Annotated in this window: 13 protein-coding genes; 8 read left to right on the forward strand and 5 right to left on the reverse strand. The window is 49.3% G+C overall.

What is annotated here, in order from left to right:
• Positions 1-9 precede the first annotated feature (9 nt).
• Both RWJ43_RS01460 and RWJ43_RS01465 read left to right on the forward strand, forming a co-directional pair.
• Entirely contained in the window at positions 10-1,155 is a 1,146-nt protein-coding gene (locus RWJ43_RS01460) for a GTP-binding protein (protein ID WP_035432683.1), read from the forward strand.
• Between the two features lie 81 nt (positions 1,156-1,236).
• Positions 1,237-2,088, forward strand: coding sequence for an NAD-dependent protein deacylase (locus tag RWJ43_RS01465; RefSeq protein ID WP_314006939.1), 852 nt, complete (start codon positions 1,237-1,239; stop codon positions 2,086-2,088).
• Between the two features lie 139 nt (positions 2,089-2,227).
• Here the strand turns inward: RWJ43_RS01465 and RWJ43_RS01470 are convergent, their stop codons facing one another.
• On the reverse strand, positions 2,228-3,895 hold the full coding sequence (locus tag RWJ43_RS01470; RefSeq protein ID WP_314006941.1) for a putative manganese-dependent inorganic diphosphatase: 1,668 nt from the start codon (positions 3,893-3,895) through the stop codon (positions 2,228-2,230).
• Positions 3,896-4,194: 299 nt separating this feature from the next.
• On the opposite strand from RWJ43_RS01470, the gene RWJ43_RS01475 reads away from it, so the two are divergent.
• The 4 genes from RWJ43_RS01475 (at position 4,195) to RWJ43_RS01490 (ending at position 9,824) form a co-directional block, all read left to right on the forward strand.
• Positions 4,195-4,965, forward strand: coding sequence for a hypothetical protein (locus RWJ43_RS01475; protein WP_314006943.1), 771 nt, complete (start codon positions 4,195-4,197; stop codon positions 4,963-4,965).
• Positions 4,955-6,766, forward strand: a complete 1,812-nt coding sequence (locus tag RWJ43_RS01480; protein ID WP_314006945.1) for an acyltransferase family protein — start codon at positions 4,955-4,957, stop codon at positions 6,764-6,766. The genes RWJ43_RS01475 and RWJ43_RS01480 overlap by 11 nt, the downstream gene beginning before the upstream one ends.
• A gap of 690 nt (positions 6,767-7,456) precedes the next feature.
• A complete protein-coding gene (gene ettA / locus RWJ43_RS01485; protein WP_314006947.1) occupies positions 7,457-9,136 on the forward strand; it encodes an energy-dependent translational throttle protein EttA in 1,680 nt (559 codons plus the stop codon).
• A gap of 172 nt (positions 9,137-9,308) precedes the next feature.
• A complete protein-coding gene (locus RWJ43_RS01490; protein WP_314006949.1) occupies positions 9,309-9,824 on the forward strand; it encodes a ferritin in 516 nt (171 codons plus the stop codon).
• 25 nt (positions 9,825-9,849) lie between these two features.
• On the opposite strand, the gene RWJ43_RS01495 is transcribed toward RWJ43_RS01490, so the two are convergent.
• Complete coding sequence (locus RWJ43_RS01495; RefSeq protein WP_314006951.1) at positions 9,850-10,728, reverse strand: EamA family transporter; 879 nt, start codon at positions 10,726-10,728, stop codon at positions 9,850-9,852.
• Positions 10,729-10,758: 30 nt separating this feature from the next.
• Positions 10,759-11,781, reverse strand: coding sequence for an asparaginase (locus tag RWJ43_RS01500; protein WP_314006954.1), 1,023 nt, complete (start codon positions 11,779-11,781; stop codon positions 10,759-10,761).
• A gap of 150 nt (positions 11,782-11,931) precedes the next feature.
• Between RWJ43_RS01500 and RWJ43_RS01505 the strand changes: the two genes are divergently transcribed.
• Entirely contained in the window at positions 11,932-12,405 is a 474-nt protein-coding gene (locus RWJ43_RS01505) for a hypothetical protein (protein ID WP_314006956.1), read from the forward strand.
• Positions 12,406-12,460: 55 nt separating this feature from the next.
• Here RWJ43_RS01505 and RWJ43_RS01510 read toward each other — a convergent pair whose 3' ends face one another.
• Both RWJ43_RS01510 and RWJ43_RS01515 read right to left on the reverse strand, forming a co-directional pair.
• Entirely contained in the window at positions 12,461-13,312 is an 852-nt protein-coding gene (locus RWJ43_RS01510; RefSeq protein ID WP_314006958.1) for a glycoside hydrolase family 25 protein, read from the reverse strand.
• 107 nt (positions 13,313-13,419) lie between these two features.
• Complete coding sequence (locus RWJ43_RS01515; protein ID WP_035432701.1) at positions 13,420-14,901, reverse strand: DUF1846 domain-containing protein; 1,482 nt, start codon at positions 14,899-14,901, stop codon at positions 13,420-13,422.
• Between the two features lie 104 nt (positions 14,902-15,005).
• Between RWJ43_RS01515 and RWJ43_RS01520 the strand changes: the two genes are divergently transcribed.
• Positions 15,006-15,455, forward strand: a complete 450-nt coding sequence (locus RWJ43_RS01520) for a hypothetical protein (RefSeq protein ID WP_314006961.1) — start codon at positions 15,006-15,008, stop codon at positions 15,453-15,455.
• Positions 15,456-15,457: the final 2 nt, after the last annotated feature.

Consider the following 15,457-nt stretch of genomic DNA (forward strand, 5'->3'; position numbering starts at 1 on the left):
GAGCTCACTATGTCTGAACCAAAGCAGGTGAAAATTGTGCTGCTTACCGGCTATTTAGGAGCAGGTAAGACCACTATTTTGAACCACATTCTCTCTAATACTGAAGGTATTCACGCAGCAGTCATTGTCAACGACATTGGCGAGATTAACGTTGATGCTGGTCTTATTAAAGACGGCGGCTACGCTAAAGAAGGCGACGTTATTCCTCTAACTAACGGTTGCCTCTGCTGCACCCTTTCTAATGACTTGGCACTTCAGTTGGGTGATTTGGCCGATACCGAGGAGTTTGACTACATCATTATTGAGGCTTCAGGTATCTGTGAGCCAATCCCTATTACCTATAACATTTCTGCATTCTGCAATCAGAGCCAGCATGCAACTAACCACTCTCACCTCAACCTTGATAACATCGTCGCAGTTGTTGACTGTGCTCGCATGTTTGAGGAGTTCCACAACGGCGCCGATCTTCTCGACCCAGATATTGAAGAGGATGACATCGAGAACCTGCTTATTCAGCAGATTGAGTTCTGCTCTACGCTGGTACTCAACAAGACCGATCTGGTTACTCCAGAGCAGCTCCACGAGCTCAAGGCGCTTGTTCGTGGCCTGCAGAAAGACGCCGTTATTGTTGAGGCGGTCAACGGTGACATTCCAATGAGCGAGCTTATCAATACGGGCCGTTTTGACTTTGACAAAGCTTACGCCTCCGCTGCCTGGATGGATGCAATGGAGCATCCTGAGGAGCACGAGGACCCAGAGGTTTTGGAGTACGAGATTACTACCTTTGTGTATCGCCGCCGTCAGCCATTTGACCTGGACAAACTTAACCAGTTTGTGGCTAGCTGGCCAAAGAATATCATCCGCGTCAAGGGTAGCATCTGGATTTCGCAAGACCCCGAGATGAGCTACGTATTTGAGCAGGCTGGCAAGCAGGTCCAGTTCTACGAGAATGGCATGTTCTACGCATCGCTGCCAGAGGATGAGCGAGAAACCCTTCTTGACGAGAAACCCGAGCTACGCGCAGAATGGGATGATGAACTGGGCGATCGTCAAACTAAGCTGTGCTTCATTGGCCGTCATATGAACCATGAGGAAATTGAAGCCGGTCTGGATGCATGCCTTACTGAATATGCTCCTGACGAGTTTGACTACTAGCGTTTTCAGCGCCAAGAGCTCCGGCGCTTGAGACGAGGGACCCAGTTTATCCGGGTCCCTTTTTTAGGTTAGAGGTGCCTAATGACCAAGATTGAGCAGCTTAAAGACTGGATTCAGTCGTCAGATAACATTGTTTTCTTTGGTGGCGCAGGCGTGTCAACGGAAAGCGGTATTCCTGATTTTAGGGGTACTAACGGTCTGTATCGCCAGGGCGGCATCAAGGTAGAAAACATGACCATTGGACTGGGCCAAGACGGCTATGACATGAGAAAAGAAGCCTACGACCTGGGAAATGGAGTAACGGTTGACCCCGATAACGAGGAGTCTTTTGCCTACAGTAAGGCGCCAGATTTTACGCTTGAAGAGATCTTCTCGCTCGATGTGTTTTTTGATTACCCCGCAGCGTATTACACGTATTTTAGAAACTCTCATCATTTGGGGGAGGCTCAGCCAAACATTGCCCACAAGTGGCTGGCAGACTTGGAAGCTGCGGGAAAGTTGCGCGCGGTGGTGACGCAAAACATCGACGGACTGCATCAAGCTGCTGGTAGCAAGCGTGTGTTTGAGCTCCACGGCAACGAGACGCGTTTTTATTGTCCCGAGTGCGGCCATACCTATACGCTTGATCAGATTGAAGAACAGTCCTCTGTAGTGCCGCTCTGTCAATGCGGCGCAGTTATTAGGCCTGATATCGTCTTTTACGGAGAAGGCCTTGATATGGACACGGTTTATGGTGCCTTGAACGCCATCTCTCAAGCGGAGGTCCTTGTGGTTGCAGGAAGTTCGCTGGTAGTGCAGCCTGCCGCCGGTCTTCTCGACTACTACGAGGGCAACAAAATGGTCATTATCAACGACCAACCTACGCCGTACGATGGTCGCGCCAATCTGGTGATCAGAGACAGAATAGGAGCCGTCATAGAACAGCTCCTGTAGAAAAACGCCTACCCGCGAAAGTGCAGGTAGGCGTTATCATTTCAATCAATGGCGAGAAATCCGACGCGCGAGAAACCCGACGAGCGAGAAAGTTGCGCAGTGGAAGCTCGCATAAGGCGCGACGCGCGAGAAACCCGTGTTAGTTGGCGTTTTCCTCGGCGAGCGTCTGAAGCGTTGCCATGAGAGATGGAACAACCTGCTTCTTACGACTGACAACACCTGGAAGAACAGCAATGTTGCCGTCAACCTTTACGTTAAAGGCGCGCTCGATGACGTTGGCAGCATTTGCGCCGTAGAAGAGCATCTCGGTGACCTGGCTCTTAACGTCGGTGAACATGTAGAAGACCATTGGAAGCTCTTCGGACTTAGCAGCTGTCTCCAAGAATGGTCCAACAAGTTCCTCGGCAGCCTTGCGACTGGACTCGGTCATGAAGGAGCCCTGGCCAACGCCAAACTTTACGCCGCCACGGCTGAATACCTTGTAGTCACCGTGGAAGACTTCCTCTGCTGTACGACCAGTGAGGTCAGCACCAGCGTCAAACATCTGCTCAGAGTAAGCGTCAATGTCTTCTCCGCAAATCTCTGCAAGCTTCTTACCAGCAACAATATCGCGCTCAGTGCAGGTAGGGGAGCGGAATGCAAGGGTGTCGGAAAGAATTGCAGAGAGCATGAGACCAGCAATATTCTTTGGAATATCAATGCCGTACTCGTGGTAGAGGCCATAGATGATGGTGCAGGTGCAGCCAACAGGGACGTTTCTAAAGGTAATTGGGTTGGAAGTCTCAATGGAGCCGATGCGGTGGTGATCAACAATCTCCATAATCTCGGCCTGCTCAAGACCATCAACTGCCTGAGTGCGCTCGTTGTGGTCAACAAGAATGACATGCTTCTTGCGAGGATTCAAAAGACCAGGACCGCTGATAAGACCAGCAAAAGTTCCGTTCTCGTTGATAACAGGGAAGAAGCGGTGCCTTGAGTTGGTCATTTCCTTACGAGCATCATCAATTGCGGTGTTGACGCTGAACTTAAGGATGTCGTCAGTGAGCATCTTCTCACGGACAGGCATAGACATGATAAGCAGGCGAGCTACCTCAAAGGTATCGCGAGGAGTGCTGATAATAGCGCAATCACGCTTTTTAGCCAGGTCAATGACGTCCTGAGCAATTGGAGCATCGCAAGAGACAATGAGGCAAGAAGCACCGTGCTCAACTGCGATAGTCTGGTTCTCATGGTTGCCAGCAACAACAATGATATCGCCAGCATCAACAATCTCTGAAAGAGCAGAAGCGCTGGTACCAACGCGAATATTGCCCTGCTTAACAACGCCCTGAGGATCACCAAGAACCATGGTGCCGCCAAGCGTAGAAACGATATTTGCATAGCTTGTCTTAGCCTTAGAGAGCAGGTTTGGCTCGGAAAGACTCATGTTTGCATTTGCAATATCTTTAACGGCAATCAGGCCGGTAAGCTCTTCTTCCTCATCAGTAACGCAGAGTGTATCAAGCTTAACGTCCTGCATAAGCTGCCAAGCAGCGAAGAGGCTCATTCCAGCATCAACTTTTGGCTGAGCCTGAATTTCTGCATCTTTAATCTGAGGAGTAACCGTAGTAATAAGCTGTGGCTCTTCGAAGCCAAAGTGATTTAGGACAAACGCAGTCTCACGGTTGAGTGAGCCAGCGCGACGAGCTTCATAGATAGGGTTATCAATCTGATTTTTGAGATACGCATAAGAAATTGCAGCACAAATGCTGTCTGTATCTGGGTTCAAATGGCCAATGATATTTACTTTACGAATTGCTTCTGCCATCTTCGCCTCCCTGGTAATGTCGATGATGTAACTTTTTAATTAGAACACACTTTAGTAAGCACATTTTGTTTCTTTTTTAATACCACCTTGTAGTGTACCCCTCTCTCTTTTTACTTAGAACAGAAAATCGCAGAAAAACAGCGGGCGTACCTGTGAATCTGATAAATGTGTATAGGACAAATGACAATTCAAAAGTTGAAGGAAATTAGTACAATGAAATAGTTAACAAATCGATTGAATTGGAATACCTAGTGAGTTCTCCTACGCGTTTTTCTGCTAAAAAAAGAAACGCTCGTCATATGAATAACGTGGCGCACGCCCCTGAGCCTTCATCTGAGGCAAGAGAAGCTGCACCCATAGAGGCACCGAAAGCTCCTGCAGAGAAGGTTGATGTTGCTGCAAGTCCAGCAGCTCCTCTACAGACTGCATCTAAGCATCTTTCTTCAGTTTTTGCATCATTTACGCAGCGTAAGCCTGCAGAAGTGTCTGCTGCACAGCCTGCAGAAAAGTCTGCTACACAGCCCGCAGAAAAACCCGCAGAAAAACCCGCAGAAAACATGCGGTCTAAAGTTGCGCCAGAGAAAAAGAAGCGCCAGAAAACGCCTCTATCTGCACGCAAAAACATTCGTGTGGAGAAGCGCTCTCGCAATCAGGTAGATCCAGAACCAGAGCATCGCCATTCTCGCCCCGTGAGTGCGGGCAGAAGAAAGCTTGAGCTGGCAAGCGTTGCTGCAATTTTAGTGCTTGCGGTGCTCTCGATTGTTCTGGTTAACCGCCCGAGTCAAAAAACGCTGGTATTCGGCGACAATCAGGTGACGTATACCGGCACTACCATTCAGGGAAAGATGAATGGTCAAGGCAAGATGACTTTTGAAAATGGCGATACCTACGAGGGAGAATTTGTCGACGGGTATTTCCAGGGTACGGGAACGTATACCTCAAAAGATGGCTGGACGTACGAAGGCCAGTTTGTACAAGGCCAGGCAGACGGCCAGGGAAAGCTCACTACGCAAGACAACATTGTGTACGAAGGAACTTTTAAGCAAGGGATTTATCAAAGTGCGAATTAAATGGTTTTCGCTTGTACGTATAACAGGACTTGTTTTAGTCCTCATATATCACTTTTTTAAGGACGCGCTTCCAGGTGGCTTCATTGGTGTCGACGTATTCTTTACGTTCTCGGGCTATCTCATCACGGCTCTTTTGATTGACGAGTTTGCTCGCTTTAGATCCATCGACGTCATTGGATTCCTGCGCAGGCGTTTCTACAGAATTGTGCCGCCGCTTGTGTTTATGGTGCTTGTGTGCACGCCGTTTCTTCTGCTTGTGCGTACCGAGTTCATTTCCGGTATTAAGTATCAGATTGCCGCAGCTCTTGGCTTTGTGACTAACTACTTTGAGATAGTTCTGGGCAACAGCTATGAGAACCAATTTGCTCCTCACGTGTATCTGCATACCTGGAGTCTTGCCGTTGAAATGCATTTTTATGTGCTCTGGGGTTTGTGTGCCTGGCTGCTTGCTTGCATGAGCAAAACAATCAGAAGCTATAAGGTAAAGATTGCCGGAGCTTCCCTGGTGCTGTTGGTTGTTACCTATCTAGCAATGGCCACCGGTGCTCAAAGTTCCACGAATCTTTCTATTCAATATTTCTCGACGCAAACGCACGTATTCCCCTTCTTTATCGGTGCGCTTTTATCGTGTGTTGCAGGAATTGCACAGACGGGCGAGCTCTTTGACCAGATCGAGCAGAAGCTTTCTACTCAGCTAACGCTTGTGGGCCTTGTGGCAAGCTGCGGTGTTCTCGTCTTCTTGAGCGTCTTCATGCACTTCGAGGACCTCTTTACGTACACCTTTGGTTTCCTTTTTGCCTCGCTCGCAGCAGCCGCAATGATTTTCTTTGCTCGCATGTTGCATCAAAAAACCGAGGGAATCAATGAGCCTGGCATCGTTTCTTTTGTGGCAGATACCAGCTACGGCGTGTATCTATTCCACTGGCCTTTGTACATTATTTTTGCCGAGAAGGTCGATCCAGTCCTGGCTGCACTCCTAACCTTGGTGCTTTCGTTTGTATTTGCAAGCTGCTCGTTCTATGTACTTGAGCCAGCGTTGGCAGGGAAGTCTCCAGAGATCTTCTCGCGCATCAAGCTTGATGGTCAGAAGGTTTTGCGAGGTGCCGGCCTTGCGCTTATTCCTTTTGCTGCGGCCGTCGCCTTTATTGCGCTAACCGCTCCACAGCTTAGCGATTTCCAGAACGATCTGCTGCTCAATGCTTCGTTGCAGGAGCAGAGCACCATGACCATGACTCGCAAGCATGCGGATACCTCGCAAGCAAGCAACTACAACGTTGTTGAGGGAGTCACCTACATTGGCGATTCTGTTTCGCTGCGCGCTCGTTCTTACCTGCAGGATGCGCTGCCCGATGCTCAAATTGACGCTTCTGTTAGTAGAAACGTGGCGATGGGTGTAGATTTGCTGCAGTCTGCGATCGATAACAACACCCTCTACCAGGACGTTGTTGTTGCCCTGGGCACCAACCCTGTTGGCGGCTCCGATGCGGTTGATAAGATTGTGGATATGCTGCCGCGCGGACACCGTCTGATTTTTGTCACTCCGTATGACGGTAGAAACTCCGATCCAAATGCTGGTGCAAATGCCATCCGCGCACACGAGCTTGAGCTCGCTCAACAGTACGACTTCATTACCATTGCGGATTGGGCACAGGTTGCTCAGGATAATCCTGACATTTGGTCAGGTACTGACTACGTCCACTTTGGCTCTGATTCAGATTCCATTAATCGTGGTGGCACCCTCTACGCGCAGATGGTCAAAGATGCCGTAGATAAAGCAAATCAGGGCCACGTAAAACCATAAGCTCACTTAAACCACAAAAGACCACGTCAAATCACAAAAGCCTACGTTAGGCCACAATTTTGTTGCCATTCTTCCTACTCGTTCGTAACGACGCGGTTGAATGGCAATTTACAGTGCGATTGTGCTATATAGCTTGGAGATTTGGTGCCTCTTGCGATAAACCATCCGAAGACGGCTATCTAACGCGAGCCATAATCACAATTATTGGGTCAATTCATTATTATGTATAAATAAAGACTGATATTCGTAATGATGAATACTGATATATAAATAGTTTAACTACCCCTATTTTCGAGCCTCTAGCTACACACCTATGTCAGATAATCTGCTAAATGCGAGGCAAAAAACACACCTAAGTCCAATAATCTGCAAGATATAGAGGTTTTGAGTGCAATGTATACGCCTTTTGAGCAGATTATCTGACATAGGTGTGTTTTTGCATTCCACGTCGCACCCTCGCGTCTCGCGTCGCACCCTCGCGCACCACATCGCACCCACGCGCTCCACGTCGCACCCTCGCATCTCGCATCGCGCTCTCGCGCACCGCATCGCACATGCGTGCAGCGCAACGTGACCTCGCGTTTTGCAGACATATCCTCTTTCCAGCTTCTCTACTGTGGAGTCCTCGCAATATTTCATTAGAATGGACCATGTGAATATTTCATCTGACAGCCCCTTAAGGAGGAGCATATGGCAGAGTTTGTCTATCAGATGTACAAAGCCCGCAAAGCTGTCGGCGAGAAGGTCATCCTTGATGACGTCACCGTCGGCGTGTACCCTGGCGCAAAAATCGGCGTTGTGGGTCCAAACGGAATGGGAAAGTCTACCCTGCTCAAGGTTATTGCCGGCATGGAGGACGTCTCTAACGGCGAGGCAAAGCTTACCCCAGGTTACACCGTTGGCCTGCTCCAGCAGGAGCCGCCGCTGGATGAGACCAAGACGGTCAAGGAGAACATCGAGCTTGCCTTCGGTGACCTGCTTGCCAAGATTGCACGCTTCAATGAGATTGGCGTTGAGATGGGCAATCCTGACGCCGATTTTGACGCGCTCATGGCAGAGATGGGCCAGCTCCAGACCGAGATTGACGCAGCTAACGGCTGGGACCTGGACAGCCAGCTCTCTCAGGCAATGGATGCGCTCCAGTGCCCAGACCCAGACTCTCCCGTCACCCACCTTTCGGGTGGCGAGAAACGCCGTGTAGCCCTGTGTCGTCTGCTTCTTGAGGCACCTGACCTGCTGCTTCTTGACGAGCCCACCAACCACCTTGACGCTGAGTCGGTGCTCTGGCTTGAGAAGTTCCTGCACGATTACCCCGGTGCTGTCATGGCCGTCACGCACGACCGCTACTTCCTCGACGACGTCGCTGAGTGGATCTGCGAGGTTGACCGCGGACAGCTCTATCCTTACGAGGGTAACTACTCAACTTATCTGGAGAACAAGGCAGCTCGCCTTGAGGCTCAAAACCAGCAGGACGCCAAGCGCGCAAAGAAAATGCGCGCTGAGCTGGAGTGGGTTCGTTCGTCTCCTAAGGCTCGCCAGGCAAAGAACCGCGCACGTCTCGATCGCTATGAGCAGATGGAAGCAGAAGCTCGCGCATCCAAGAAGCTCGACTTCACCGAGATTCAGATTCCTGTGGGTCCGCGTCTGGGCCAGAAGGTCCTGGAGGCCGATCACATCCACAAGGCCTACGGCGACCGCGTTCTTATCGACGACCTCTCGTTTAGCCTGCCAAGAAACGGCATTGTTGGCGTGATTGGCCCTAACGGTGTTGGTAAGTCTACGCTGTTCAAGGCCATTGTTGGCCAGGAGGAGCTCACTTCTGGCACGCTTGAGATTGGCGAGACGGTTCAAATTTCTTACGTTGACCAGCTCAGGCAGGGAATCGACCCAGACAAAACTATCTGGGAGGTTGTCTCTGACGGCAATGATTTCATCAAGGTAGGAGACACCGAGATTCCAAGCCGCGCCTATGTGGCTAGCTTCGGCTTTAAAGGACCTGACCAGCAAAAACGTGCTGGCGTCCTTTCTGGCGGCGAGAGGAACCGTCTAAACCTTGCCCTTACGCTTAAGCAGGGTGGAAACCTCCTGCTTCTGGACGAGCCTACCAATGACCTCGATATTGAGACGCTGGAAAGCCTTGAGGATGCACTTGAGCGCTTCCCAGGATGCTCGGTGGTTACCAGCCATGACCGTTGGTTCTTGGATCGTATTGCTACGCACATCCTTGCGTGGGAGGGCGACGATGAGAACCCAGGCAAGTGGTTCTGGTTTGAGGGTAACTTTGAGGCTTACCAGGCCAATCGTATCGAAAGACTTGGTCAGGAGGCTGCTCGTCCTCATCGCATTCACCGCAAGCTCACCCGCGACTAACGTATAGGTGGCACAAACGCAGCGCATTCAAATAGAAGATAAAAATAGTAACTATTTTTATCGTTAAGATTTTGTGCAATCTGTTTAAGAGACTAACAACTGGGTATCAAAAATGAGAAGCCAAAGAGCTTCTCATTTTTTTGAGATAAAGGTTACGAGGAAAGAGAAGAACATGGCACTTGACACAAACGTTGGTAACATCCTTACTCAGCAGATCAACAAAGAGTTCTATTCCGCTTATCTGTATCTGACCTTTGCAGATTTCTATGAGGAGCAGGGTCTGAAGGGCTTTGCAAACTGGTATGTCATCCAGTCTCAGGAAGAGCTTGCTCACGCACGTATCCTTCGTCGTTACCTGCTTGATAACGATTGGACTCCAACCATGGAGGCAATCGCAAAGCCAGACCTTACCTTCTCCAAGGTAGTTGAGCCAATCAAGGCAGCTTATGAGCACGAGCAGTTCATTACTGCAAGCATTAACGAGTGCTATGCCGTTGCTCAGAAGGTAAACGATTTCCGTACTATGCAGCTGCTTGACTGGTACGTTAAGGAGCAGGGTGAGGAAGAGGCAAACGCTGCCGATCTTCTCAAGGCAGTGGAGCTCTTTGGTGGAGATCCAAAGAACCTGTTTGATCTTGACCGCGAGAACGCTGCTCGCGTCTTTGTGGCTCCTACTATGCCAATGTAAGCTCGCTGCGCTTTTGCGTTATTGCTTACAGTGGAGTTTCAATAGCCTCTGATTTGTTCGAAGAGGAACCTGATAGCTCAGCAAAGATGGCACCGCCTATGATGCAGGCGGTGCCTATTATTTTGAGAAGACCAAAAGGCTCGCCAAGGATAAGTGCCGAGAAAATAACTGCAGATAGTGGTTCAAGGTAGCCAAAGACTGCCACGCGCTGAACTGGAATCTTGGTAAGTTGTGGGAAATACAAAAATGATCCAAGGCCTGTGTTAAAGAGGCCGATGGTTAAAACGGCAAGCCAATTTACCGATGCTGGATCTGCGGGCAGCTCAATGCCATGGAATACAACAGTAACCAGAGCAACAATAGCGCAGCCAATGCCCAGCTGAATGCTGGTACCTTCAATACCAGAAACATCTTTGAGTTGCCTGTTACAAATAACCATGACGGCATAAAGAACAGCAGAGAGAGCGCCTAGAAGAAGGCCAACTGGCGAGAGGTTCAGTCCAACTCCATAGCCAATAATAAGGGCAGCTCCAATAACAACTACAAGAAATCCTAGTATCTTTTTAGCAGTGAGTTTCTCGCCAAACAAAAGGGGAGAGAGCGCCATTACAATGACGGGTCCGCAGTAATACTCAAGCGTTGCAATACCAACGCCTACCAGGCGATACGCCTCAAAAAGGAAGGTCCACTGAAGACCCAAGGCAATGCCTGATCCGACGAGTGCCTGGAAGTCCTTGGGGTAGTTTTGAATGGTAAAAGCCTCTTTTTGTACAAGCTTAACCGCGAGCAAAAAGAGCGTGCCCAAAAGCATACGGAAGAAGACAATTTGATAGCTAGGAAGATTGATAAAGCTTGCAACGATTCCGTTAGAACCGCAGATGATAAGCGCAATTAGGTAGAGCACGGTAGGTTTAAATGTGGCGTCTCTCATCGGCTACTCGCAAATTTCTGTATCCACGGACTGTGGAATTCTGTCGTTACAAATTACCTGGTAGAACAGTTTTTCTTGCTCTCGTTGATCGGAGGTCTGACCAAGCATCCACATAGTTTTTGCAACCAGAGCTTCGGTAGTCATATCGTCTCCAGAGAGAACGCCGGGCATATCTTGATAGGTTCTACCAACTTCATATACACCCAGGTCAAGACCCTCTTCAGGAACTTGTGTGGTAATAACTACAGTGCGACCAGACGCAATCCAATCGGTGATAGCTTCTTCGTAAGAGCCGTCGTATGAGGGGATGCCACCAATACCAAAGGTTTCAAGCACAATAGCGTCGTAGTCATTCTTCAGAAGGTAGAAGATAGATGGATTAAGCTCGGGGGTCAGTTTAAGCACAATGACACGTGTATTAAGCGTTTCATAGGTGGTAAGACCGCCATCTACCTGCTCTTGATTTGGAGCACTACGAATAATCTTGTTGCCACGGATGTGGGCAAGCGGTGGATAATTCATGCTCGTAAATGCATTGAAGCTCAGGGTGCGCTGTTTATGAGCGCGGGTGCCGGCAATAACCTCGTTGCCAAAAACCACCACAACTCCGGCGCTTCTGTCGTCAAGTGCGTAGAGAACGGAGTGGTAGAGGTTAAGTTTGGCGTCGGTAAACGGATTTGCCATTGGCTGTTGAGAGCCTGTGAGCACAATGGGTTTCTCGCTATTTTGAATCAGGTAGGAGAGGGCAGCGGCGGTATATGCCATGGTATCGGTGCCGTGAAGGATAATAAAGCCGTCGTAGGCATCGTATGACTCAATAATGGCGTCTCTGATCTGGAGCCAGTTTTGAGGACGCATATTGGTGCTATCGATATTCATGACTTGTTTGAAATCAAATTCGCAGAGGTCATGAACAAGAGGGACGTTGGCTAAAAGCTCTTCTCCTGAAAGTGAGGGAGCCAAGCCCGATTCAGTGGAAACAGAAGCAATAGTTCCTCCTGTTGCCATCAGTAAAAGTTTCTTCACACGTCCCCCATGAACTCAAATTGTGCAGACTTTACAGAAAATCAGTCTGTATAGCGCTTTATTGTAACGGGATAGATGCTTTTCAAGGCGAGAAAAGCAAAGTCGGTGTATTCTTTTTTCGGTAAACGAATCTTTTAGCAAGGATTGTTGATGGCAGAGAACAACCTCTTTGGTTTTGGTAAGAAAAAGCGTCCAGCTCAGGTTCCACCTACTGTCTCTCGTAATGGGGAGTCTTCTACCTCTCCGCGTGCGGTACGAGGTCGTCACGCAGCTGTTGGAAGCCGTGCACAGGCGCAGCGTAGGATGACGCAAGATCGCCCAACAAATCCCGTTAACCATGCTCGTGCAGATGCCGCCCGTGCACGTGGTCGAGCAAGAACTACTTACGGCAATCACTATGGAACGCTCAATCCCAGAGATGAAGCTCAGGCAGCATATGCGGCTAGAAGGCGTCGTTCTTCTCGCATGAGACTGGGTCGTGTGGCGCTGGCGGTATTGCTTGCAGCCATCATCTTGTGGGTAGTGTTTACGCTGGTAAGTTCATGTAGCCCTGGAGGCGCTTTTGCGCATGCTCAGGCGCTTGATCCTACCGTTACCCTGGCTGGTTCCGTGAAGGTCGGATAGCCTTACGGGCTGCGACGTGACTGTGGAATGTCCAGTAGTTTCGATGGGTAAGTTGCTACTTTGGGCTTTTGCTTGTAGAGACTGCAGAGAAGTCCAAATTCAAATCAACTGAACCGGTAATGCCGTCAACTTGTCCTGTTGAAGTGTATTGCCATATCAAAAAGTTAAAGTTTACGTCTGGTTGATCAACGTATTGCGCCAGCCAAATGGGCTCGTCAAGCGAGACCAGGTCAAAGCGATTTAGATCAACTTTGTTGCCATACACAATAACGCGGTATCCCGCTTCTTGAATAGTGGTGCAAAACGCGCGCGCAATTGCGTTAGTTTCTGCGGGGGAAAGGTTGTCGGCGCGACCACTGTAATCGGGAGAAGGCTCCAGATCAAACGCAATAGGAAGAGCAAGCTTTGTAACTCCTGCTTCTCTTAACTGCTGCAGAACAAAAGCAGCCTCCTCGCGAGCTTCTTCCACGTTAATAGCCTGCGAGAAGAAGTACACACCTACATCAAGACCAGCGCTTTGCGCACCCTTTAGGTTGGTCTCAAACAGTTCATCTGCGCGAATACCACCCTCGGTGGAGCCGCGGTAGCCAATGCGAAGCATGGCAAACTGAATGTTATCGGCAGCAACGGCCTCCCAGTCAATTAACCCCTGGTGAGAAGAGACGTCAACGCCCGTGCGTGTGAGCTCTTCTCCGTCCACCACATAATGTGCACGTCCCGTTGCATCATAGGTGAGGTTTTCCCACTCATAGGGGACTTCGTTTTTGATAATCAGGTTGTTGTCAAAAGAGAGGGAGAAAAGTCCCTGGCACGATTGCAACAATGCCAGCAGAAACACAATGGCCAGCGTAATGAGTCCCCATGTAACAACAGGATTGTTCTGGGAATTTTGCTCAAGTGTATGCATCGCCCGCTGCTTACGTTTTGAAGCGTTTGCAGAAGCAGGTGTATGTTTAGTTTTAGAACGAGTCGTAGAGTTTCTCGTTTTCTTGCTTTTATGTGAGCTCTTAAAAATCACTGGTGAAAGAATTGTCCTTGTTCAAAAATTGGCTCGCAACACACGTTAATGCCCAGCTTGTGATAGATGGACTCGTCATCGCTTGGAATAATTGACGAGAAATACGCGTCGCATCCACGGAGTAGTTGGGTGGCATCAACGGCTTTTCCGGCCAATGGGTTGGTAATTGAGCTGATAGAGAGCGCAATGAGCATCTCATCAGCGCAGAGGCTGGTGCGAGCCAGCTTAAAGTTGTTCTCTTTTAGTGCGCAAATAGGCCTTAGGACCTCATCTGAGACAATAAACGTCTTCTTCTCAATACCAACTACGTATTTGAGGGCGTTGAGCAAAAGCGACGCCGGCGCACCTAACAGCTCCGAAGTCTTACCGGTAATAATGGTGCCGTCAGGCATAACCATAGCGCCCGCAAGCTTTCCTGTCTCTTCTGCTTTATGCAAACAAGCAGCATGAGCTGGCGAGAAGTTCTGGTCAACGTTAACGTCTTTCATCAAGAGATTAATCTTTGTGAGTTCACGTTCACCCATGCCCGTACGCTCGAGTTTCTCGGCAGCTCTAAACCACCTGCGTACAATCTCTGCCTTTGAAGCTTCCTGGCAAACCTCATCATCAATAATGCAGTTGCCAACCATATTGACACCCATATCGGTTGGAGACTGATACGGGCTGGTACCTGCGATTTTCTCCATCATGGCTTTAAGCACAGGAAAAGCCTCAACGTCGCGGTTGTAGTTAACGGTAACTTTGCCGTGAGCCTCAAGGTGATATGGATCGATGATGTTGTTGTCGCCCAAATCTGCCGTGGCTGCCTCATAGGCAACGTTTACGGGATGCTTGAGCGGAAGGTTCCAAACAGGGAATGTCTCAAATTTTGCATAACCTGCGCGGACTCCACGCGCGTTCTCGTTGTAGAGCTGCGAGAGGCAGACAGCAAGCTTGCCAGAGCCAGGACCAGGTGCTGTTACAACTACCAGAGGATGCGTAGTCTTTACGTACTCGTTTTTACCGTAGCCCTCCGCCGAGACGATCAGGTCAATATTGGAGGGGTAGCCCTCAATGGGGTAGTGGCGGTACACGGCAATGCCCATGTTTTCTAGGCGCGCACGATAGGCCTTTGCCTTTGGCTGACCAGAGTACTGCGTAATGACAACACCGCCAATAGCAAGACCGCGTGCACGGAAGATATCCATAAGCCTCAGTACGTCATCGGCATAGGTAACGCCAATATCGCTTCTGCGCTTACCGTTTTCAATGTCATTTGCGTTGATGGCAAAGACAACCTCTGCCTCGTGAGCAAGCTGCTGAAGCATCTGAGCTTTTGCATCTGGAGCAAATCCAGGGAGGATGCGAGAAGCGTGGTTGTCGTCGAGCAGTTTACCGCCAAACTCAAGGTAGAGCTTGCCGCCAAACTCACTGATACGCTGGTGAATTCGATCCGCCTGCATAGTGATGTACTTCTCGTTATCAAAGCCGATACGCATGCGTCCTCCTGCCAAGATTTACTGTAGAAATTGTATCATCAAGCAAAGACTTCCTATACGCTATAAGCTATACAGAAAACAAATAAACAACCAAGGAGTTGTGTATGGATAGCAAGTTTTCACAAACACCTTCTCGTGGCGAGAAGTTCAAAGAGCTGGCACTGAGTGCCTTGCGTGCATTTGGTTATGGTTGTCTTACAGCAGCTGGAATGAGTGCTGTTATCTTTGCATTTGCGTACTTTACCAGCGGTATGGATATGTTTACGGGCATCGATTGGGTGCGCCGTGTTATGTACGTCATTTCTTCTTTGGGAATTATTGCTTGTGGCGTTGGTCTGCTCTTTAGCGGAAAAGAGTACGAGGACCGTCAGATGGGCTTTACGCGCGATATTGATGACCCCGTCAGCCTTAAAGAAGGAAAGCTTGATCCTCGTATTTCAAAAATCGAGACCAATCACCTTTCTTGGCAGGCAGCAATCCTTTATGCCTCAATTGGTATGTTTGTAGTTACCACTATCTTTGACGAGGTTATGAGCCACACCTTCTTGATGTAGGT

The organism is Lancefieldella parvula (assembly GCF_963530955.1).
In the GTDB taxonomy this organism is placed as follows: Bacteria; Actinomycetota; Coriobacteriia; order Coriobacteriales; family Atopobiaceae; genus Lancefieldella; species Lancefieldella parvula_A.

Coding starts and splice junctions, on each gene's coding strand:
- RWJ43_RS01470 (WP_314006941.1), bottom strand. CDS start 3,895: ATGGCAGAAGCAATTCGTAAAGTAAATATCATTGGCCATTTGAACCCA.
- RWJ43_RS01460 (WP_035432683.1), top strand. CDS start 10: ATGTCTGAACCAAAGCAGGTGAAAATTGTGCTGCTTACCGGCTATTTA.
- RWJ43_RS01490 (WP_314006949.1), top strand. CDS start 9,309: ATGGCACTTGACACAAACGTTGGTAACATCCTTACTCAGCAGATCAAC.
- RWJ43_RS01465 (WP_314006939.1), top strand. CDS start 1,237: ATGACCAAGATTGAGCAGCTTAAAGACTGGATTCAGTCGTCAGATAAC.
- RWJ43_RS01510 (WP_314006958.1), bottom strand. CDS start 13,312: ATGCATACACTTGAGCAAAATTCCCAGAACAATCCTGTTGTTACATGG.
- RWJ43_RS01475 (WP_314006943.1), top strand. CDS start 4,195: ATGAATAACGTGGCGCACGCCCCTGAGCCTTCATCTGAGGCAAGAGAA.
- RWJ43_RS01505 (WP_314006956.1), top strand. CDS start 11,932: ATGGCAGAGAACAACCTCTTTGGTTTTGGTAAGAAAAAGCGTCCAGCT.
- RWJ43_RS01515 (WP_035432701.1), bottom strand. CDS start 14,901: ATGCGTATCGGCTTTGATAACGAGAAGTACATCACTATGCAGGCGGAT.
- ettA (WP_314006947.1), top strand. CDS start 7,457: ATGGCAGAGTTTGTCTATCAGATGTACAAAGCCCGCAAAGCTGTCGGC.
- RWJ43_RS01520 (WP_314006961.1), top strand. CDS start 15,006: ATGGATAGCAAGTTTTCACAAACACCTTCTCGTGGCGAGAAGTTCAAA.